Here is a 5224-nt window from a genome sequence, read left to right as displayed (position 1 = left end):
GAATAATATAAGATCCGTGTTCAGTGAATATCAAAAGGATATACCTGATTTAAATAAAATCTCGAGAAACTTAGATGCATTTGTCAATAAAGTTGAAAGACAACTTCAAGTAAATGAACAAAAATATAAACGACAAGAAAACAATATAACAATTCACTTGGAGGATACCAGAAAAGTTTTAGTACAACAGGCGTCTAGAAATATAAATAAAACGCGGTCCATTATAGATGAGCTGTTTGTTTATACATCAGATAAAAAATATGAACACGAATTAGAAGCCGCTATAAATGCTTTGAATTTTTATAAAGAAGAATTTAAAACAGCTGAAAATTCTGTTGCAATGAAAAAAATATTAAATAAATGTAAGGAGGAACTAGAAAAAATCAAAAAATCCAATATAACAATGTTATTACAACTAAAAGTTGATAATAATATTGAGCTACTTAACAAATTAGTTACTTCATGGGAGAACTGTGAAGAATTAATAGACCAATTGATTATATCTGAAGAAACTCAAGATATGAGAAGTATTTCTAATTCTTGTAGATTTTTCAGAGATTCTGGAGATCTTAGTGGTTTTTCGGAGCCAACAATAGTTGTTGCTGCACAACAAAGGGAAAATGAAAAACCTGCGAAAAGGAATTAGTAAAGATATTACTCTGGGCTCATGCGGATATTTAGTTCTGGGATAAGAGGATGCTGCTTTTGAAATGTAAAAGCGGAAGATCAATCCAGTATTTCTACGCACGAAGGTACACAATAAACAGGTCATAACAAATCAAAAATTTTATTTTGACCTTTTGAATATATTAAATTTTATTTTTAGGAGAATAAATATGTCTACAAATCTACCCACCAATAAACTCAAATCTTTAATGTTTACCAGCTCTACACCTCCATCCAGCTCTACACCTCCATCCAGACCTACACCATCTTCACCCCCTCCATCCCCCGGGGAGATAGATTATAAAAAATTGATTGCAGAGTTGAAAGCCAATCGAGAAAAAGGTAACAAGTGTCATATAGAATATCTTAAAAAACAAAATACAATTTTTAATAAGGTTATAACTGAGAGTAGGAAAGTTATTGATGAGGGTAGTAAAATTGTATCTGGGTCAAAACCATAAAGTTGACCAAAGTAGAACCGGTCTATACGGAATGATAAATAAAAAATATACTTGTTAGATCTCTCTTGCAAGTAGAAGAGGGATTTGTTTAAGGCGATGTTTTTCCAGAATTAAAAGGGTAAAAAAATGTCGCCTCATGTTTGTTATAAAACAAATTGGTAATATAAGAATTGGGGATTGCTTGTAATTGTTTCAGCGTGGCTAAATCTGTTTTTCCTTGTAATTTTATAGTAAAAATCATTTGCCGAGCCTTTCCTGAGGCTATCCATTTCATAATAAGCGTATAAGCACGTTCAGGATAACAAGCCACATCGGATAATACCCAATCATAGGCTTGTTGCAAAACAGTAGGTTCAATGGCAAAAGCGCTTTGGTGTAAGCAGGTTACGCCTGTAAGTTTCGCAATTTTAGGATCTAAAGGGGCTTTATCAACAGCGGTAACTTTTGCGCCTAATGAGTGCATCACATAAGTCCACCCACCAGGTGAGGCACCTAAATCTAAAGCTAAATCATCCGTTTGAGGATAACGTCCTAACAGGGTTAATGCTTCCCATAATTTTAAATAAGCTCGATTGGGTGGATTGATTTTATCTTCAATGAAATAACAGGCTCCTTGTGGCCATTGCCGTAATCGTTTTGCGCTAAAAACCAATGTATTTTGATCCAATAAACTAAAAGCACCGATGGATGGGATTTCTTGTTCAATAGGAAAGTGGCGAGTAAGGATCGTATATCGACGTAATTGTTCTTCAATTAGGTGTGAGCGTCTTATATGAGAAATTGGATGCAAATACCAGAATTTCCCAGCTTGGCGAAGGATTTTTACTGCTTCTGAAATAGATTGAAAAGTCACTATTTGTGGTTCTAGCCAAACATCCTGAGCAAAGCAGACATTAGGATTTTTATATGAAGAAAAAACTAAATTTGCGACACTATTCGTAATCTCTTCTAATTCTTCAGTAAGTACATGAAGAAATTCAGGTTTTACAACATAAATAGCAGCAAGTTGTTTTGCCATGAGTCATCCAAAATAGGTTTTAAACGTTGGTTATAATATCATTGTGTTGATAATTAATACATTTGTTTTTATACTTCGCAGTACCGTGATATTCTAAAGTGTCATGTTATTAATCAAAAAGTTGTTATAAAGTTTTATTACTGTAAGTTGGCATGTTCTTTAGTAATACATATTATTCTTAACATCGGAATAAATGCAGCTTTTTCAAAATTATTGGGGGGTTAGTGTCTAAAAATATTGCTTTTACAGCTGAATTAGATTTAAAGTTTTTTACACAAGAACAATTTGAATCGATTGACGGGCTAAGTAGTGCAGGACATGCCTCTACTCTTGTTCGTAATGTGCTACGTATTTTAATGATGGGATGGACTAAATCTTGGAGAGAATTATTGACCTCCACTGTCTTTCATGCTGTTTTTATTAAACGTAATTTTGAATTGGTAAGAGAAATGCGTTGTGCTTTTCAAAATGGTTTTGAAGAGCTGTTTTCGCAACTTGATGGTTGCTCTTTGAATGAGGATCAAAAAGAACAGGTCCAACTTTATTTAAGTAATTGTTTGAGTTTGTTACCTTACAGTGATTTAACAGCTTATGAATCCATTAAAGTTCCTCAATTAATTGAGGAAAAATGGCAGTTAGTTGAATATCAGGTTAAACCTATTGAATTAACCAAAGGTAATGAATGGGATCAAGATCGTGTTTTTGCCTATGGTTTGGAGCCTTTATTCCAAAGAAAGGCTGAATCCCATTTAATATTTATGGGGACTACTTATCCTGCAGGCCAGGGTTTTCTATCTCAAATAAACGCGAATGCCAGAGGATTTGAATCAGTGGGTAAAATCTTGTATCAAACTGGCCGTAAGCGAATTCACACTTGGCTGGAGCAACAGGAAAATAAAATTCATGTATGTGGAACCAGCCAGGGCGGCTCTTTAAGTTTATTACTTGCTATAGATAAAGGGACAGACAAGAGTACCTATCAGTTATCGCGAGTTGATGCCTTAAATCCAGCCGGACTTCATGATATGCTTGATGATTGGGAGAAACTGCAAGATAAACCTGAAGTTGTGGTACAAAAACAGGGTGCTGATCCTGTCTCCTCTTTTGGTTTGTGGAAAAATGATTGGCGCATTCTTCATGTCATCCCTCCTGCAGAGAAACAAGGACCTAATGGTTTTTGGGATCATGCTTTAAATTATGCAGGATTGAAAGGGACACAGTTTAACTCTATTGATGCGCAAGAAGATAATGCAACACGAGATAAGCGAAATTTCTGGTTTTTTTTTCTTGGCAGAATCTTTATTTATTATACTATCTTAGTTCCTTATACTTATATATATCGTCCTGTTGGGTATTTTTTTGCTAAAAATTGGCCTTTATTGATTTTGATGCCAGTTAGTTTGTTAATTATACATTTTGCAGTACGTAGTGTTTTAACAGGTCTTGCCTTAGTTGTATTAACGTCTATTTTAGTAATGGCTGCTATTAGCATTTTTTTAACCCCTATTTTTAAGAGTCGTTCGATCATTTCCTATGCGAAAATGCATGATCCTCATCTTCCAAGAAACAAACATATGGATATTTACGACATTGATAATGCAGTAGATATAGATTTAAATTATCAGCAGGTAAATACTTATTATCAAATAATGCGTTGTTTGGTAAAACAAAAAGAGTTTTTGCCTCATAAGGAGTGCCCATCAAAAAATATTCAATTGTTGAGCAAGAGGGCTTTGTTGGAGGCGAGCGAAAACCCTGCTAATGCTTCTATTTGTGTATCTTTTAGGGTTACAAAAGCCAAAGCAGCGCTTTTTCGGCATTCCTTAACTTTAATTCATAAAATAGGAGTTAAGAATCAAGAAAAATTAAAACAGGCTTTGGAAGAAAATTATAAAGAATACCGTCTAGGCAAGCCACTAAATTCACCTAAGCTTTCCTCCTGAACAAAAGCAAAGCCATCATTAGCCGATATGAAACAAAAAAACTCCACATCAACACCTACATAGTGACGCATGCTGTGCTTGCTGGCTTCAAATTGACAAGATAGTCACTAAAAACGAAACGCAATACGAGCAGTAATAGAGTAGAGAAAAGGAAAGTACGTATCCGCAGGACTTAATTGCGTCTCACCAAAGCCAGCAGTATAATTTCCTGCAAGTTCACCCATTAAATGTTCCGTGAAATTATAATTTACTCCCACGCCAAAAGTAGGAGTTAACCGCCAATTATCAACAATTATATCTCGACGATAGAGGGCTGCGGCTCCAGTGCTGGAATAAATTCTAAAATTGCTGTGAGGCACTAGTAACATAATTTTACCCATTAAACTAATGCTTTCCGTTTTAGTGTTTAAACTGAGCATACCATCATGAGTAAAGCTGAATATACTTATCTCATTAAAATAAATAGTTGAATTGGGGTAACGCATATAATTTGCTTCAATAGCAAAATATGGAGAAAGTTCATATCCAGCTAAAACACCCCAGGTTGCTCCTCCTTCTTCAACTTCTATAGGGGTGGAAAGCATTAAAGCTAGATTTTGATTTTGTTCATTAGCAACTAAACCCTGCCATGTAGTAGAACCATAGCCAGCTATAAGACCTAAATAGAAAGGATATTGGTACGGGCTTTTTATTTCCGCTTTGCATAATGGGGTAAAAAGAAAAAAAATTAACAATAGAAATAATTTTGATTTTTTTTTATGAATCACAATAAAATACTCTTTATTAATGCAATTCTGAGCTTGAAAACTGTTGAACAATTTATTGTCAGAATTGCTCAAATATACTTATTGACAAGCTTGTTGAGTAGAACTACACACTCTTCCACGTGAATCTATTCCACCAGAGTGGTAACAGTTCCAGTTATCCATACAGTCTTGAGTGGTTGTGTATTTTTGATATTCACAAGCATTTTGTAACGAACCAAAAACGCTAATCAATCGTGCATAAAGCATATTCATATCTTGACACATGATTGGTGGCAGACCCGAATTAACGCAATAACAGGTGGCTGCGGTTTTAAATGAGGCACAAAAAGTTGGATCATTGGTAGAAGCAGCATTATTACAGGTAAAGGC

General features: G+C 34.7%; 6 protein-coding genes. 3 read left to right on the top strand and 3 right to left on the bottom strand.

All coding sequences use genetic code 11. From position 1 onward, the window contains the following. Both WA877_RS02560 and WA877_RS02555 read left to right on the top strand, forming a co-directional pair. The coding region (locus WA877_RS02560) for a hypothetical protein (RefSeq protein ID WP_425169372.1) at positions 1–646 on the top strand (646 nt) is incomplete at its 5' end. A gap of 190 nt (positions 647–836) precedes the next feature. After that, complete coding sequence (locus WA877_RS02555; protein WP_425169371.1) at positions 837–1127, top strand: hypothetical protein; 291 nt, start codon at positions 837–839, stop codon at positions 1125–1127. 88 nt (positions 1128–1215) lie between these two features. Here the strand turns inward: WA877_RS02555 and WA877_RS02550 are convergent, their stop codons facing one another. Then, the gene (locus WA877_RS02550) at positions 1216–2145 is read right to left on the bottom strand and encodes an SAM-dependent methyltransferase (protein WP_425169370.1); all 930 of its coding nucleotides are present in this window, start codon (positions 2143–2145) and stop codon (positions 1216–1218) included. Between the two features lie 224 nt (positions 2146–2369). Here WA877_RS02550 and WA877_RS02545 point away from each other — a divergent pair, with 224 nt between their 5' ends. Then, positions 2370–4088 carry a hypothetical protein gene (locus tag WA877_RS02545; RefSeq protein WP_425169369.1) on the top strand — a complete coding sequence of 573 codons (1719 nt, stop codon included), beginning with the start codon at positions 2370–2372 and terminating at the stop codon, positions 4086–4088. Between the two features lie 107 nt (positions 4089–4195). Here the strand turns inward: WA877_RS02545 and WA877_RS02540 are convergent, their stop codons facing one another. Together WA877_RS02540 and WA877_RS02535 are read right to left on the bottom strand one after the other, a co-directional pair. Next, complete coding sequence (locus tag WA877_RS02540; RefSeq protein ID WP_425169368.1) at positions 4196–4855, bottom strand: outer membrane beta-barrel protein; 660 nt, start codon at positions 4853–4855, stop codon at positions 4196–4198. A gap of 78 nt (positions 4856–4933) precedes the next feature. Then, positions 4934–5224 (bottom strand): hypothetical protein (locus WA877_RS02535; protein WP_425169367.1); only part of this gene is annotated, 291 nt, incomplete at its 5' end.

Origin of the sequence: Legionella sp., from assembly GCF_049790535.1 — a bacterium.
Classification (GTDB): Bacteria; Pseudomonadota; Gammaproteobacteria; order Legionellales; family Legionellaceae; genus Legionella.
The sequence above is the reverse complement of the archived record's forward strand: the minus strand, read 5'-3'. Positions and strand labels throughout refer to the sequence as shown.